Source organism: Bradyrhizobium sp. (assembly GCF_016462955.1).
In the GTDB taxonomy this organism is placed as follows: Bacteria; Pseudomonadota; Alphaproteobacteria; order Rhizobiales; family Xanthobacteraceae; genus Bradyrhizobium.
Genome location: NZ_JAEMSD010000517.1, coordinates 2,954 through 4,711, shown reverse-complemented (window position 1 = coordinate 4,711; position 1,758 = coordinate 2,954). Strand labels below are relative to the sequence as shown.

The 1,758-nt window shown below is 65.7% G+C and carries 2 protein-coding genes; both read right to left on the bottom strand.

The window, feature by feature from the left end:
• The coding region (locus tag JHD07_RS33255) for an Hsp33 family molecular chaperone HslO (RefSeq protein WP_291629837.1) at nt 1–502 on the bottom strand (502 nt) is incomplete at its 3' end.
• Nucleotides 503–769: 267 nt separating this feature from the next.
• Nucleotides 770–1,705, bottom strand: a complete 936-nt coding sequence (gene argF, locus JHD07_RS33250) for an ornithine carbamoyltransferase (RefSeq protein ID WP_291629839.1) — start codon at nt 1,703–1,705, stop codon at nt 770–772.
• Between the last annotated feature and the right edge of the window lie 53 nt (nt 1,706–1,758).

The following is a 1,758-nucleotide window of genomic DNA, read 5'->3' as shown; positions in this document are numbered from 1 at the left end:
GGAAATATTCGTGGGCGGCGTCTTCCAGGCTGCCGCCGTCGAGCGCGACCAAGCCCTGGTAGCGGCTCATGTCCGGGCCCTGGTCGATGGTCATGGCGAGATGACCGCGTCCGAGCAGCGTGCCGGAATCCCTCGCCGTGCCCAGCCGCGAGGCATCGAAGCGGGCATAGGCGCGCAGATGGTCCGGCGCATTGTAGTCGACCACCAGGAACGACACCGGACCGTCGGTCTGGGCCTGGAGGATGAAGCGGCCTTCGAATTTCAGCGCCGAGCCGAGCAGCGTCGTCAGCACGATGGCCTCGCCGAGCAGCTTGCCGACCGGCGCGGGATAATCGTGCTTGGTGAGAATGTCGTCCAGCGCCGGGCCGAGCCGGACCAGTCGCCCGCGCACGTCGAGCGCGTCGACCTCGTAAGGCAGCACGGCATCGTCGATCGGAACCGCGGATGGCGCGCGAACCGGGCCTTCAGGCCCGGTTTTCATGTCAGGGGATTGGGAAACCATGGCGCATTATCTGGGGTCGGAGGGCGGAAATGGAAGGGGCGTGGGGAACCTCAAACTCAGTGTCGTCCCGGGGCGCGCAAAGCGCGAGCCCGGGACCCATAACCACAGGTGACGTTATTGCGCGAGATGACAACTCCGAGTCATCGCCAAACTCAATCCTGTGGCTCTCGCGACGAGCGCAAGCGCTCGCGCGGAGGTCCCGGATCGGCGCTTCGCTTGTCCGGGACGACAATTGCTTGTGAGGCCGCAGCCGGGCTTCCAGCGCACCTACTTCACTGCGTCGAAACACCAGGCCAGAATGCCCTTCTGTGCATGCAGGCGGTTTTCGGCCTCGTCGAACACGACCGATTGCGGGCCGTCGATCACCTCATCGGTGACCTCCTCGCCGCGATGCGCAGGCAGGCAATGCATGAACAGCGCATCTGGCTTGGCCAGCGACATCAGCTTGCCGTTGACCTGGTAGGGCTTGAGCACGTTGTGGCGATGCTCGCCCTCCTTGTCACCCATCGACACCCAGGTGTCGGTGACGACGCAATCGGCGCCGCGCACGGCGGCTTCCGGATCGGTGCCGAGCACGATCGGCGCGCCAGTCGCCTTGATCCAGTCGCGCATGGCCTTTTTCGGCGCGAGCTCCGGCGGCGTCGCGACGTTGAGCTGGAACTTGAAGCGCTCGGCGGCATGGGCCCAGGAGGCCAGCACGTTGTTGTCGTCGCCGGTCCAGGCCACCGTCTTGCCCTCGATCGGGCCGCGATGCTCCTCATAGGTCATGAGGTCGGCCATCACCTGGCAGGGATGCGAGCGTCGTGTCAGGCCGTTGATGACGGGCACGGTGGCGTTGGCTGCGAGCTCCAGCAACGCGTCGTGATTGAGGATGCGGATCATGATGGCATCGACGTAGCGCGACAGCACGCGCGCGGTGTCGGCGATGGTCTCGCCGCGCCCGAGCTGCATCTCTGCGCCGGTGAGCATGATGGCTTCGCCGCCGAGCTGGCGCATGCCGACGTCGAACGAGACGCGGGTCCGCGTCGAGGGACGCTCGAAGATCATCGCCAGCGTCTTGCCTTCGAGCGGCTTGACCGGCTGCTGCGCCTTCTGCTTCGCCTTCATCGCGGAGGACGCCGCGAGCATGCGCTTGAGCTCCGACAACGGCAGCTCGTTGATGTCCAGAAAGTGCTTCGGGGTCTTGTTGGGCGTCTGGCTCATCAGCTTGCCGCCCGCTTGGTCTGGCTGGACGAGATCGCAGTGCAGGCACGTTC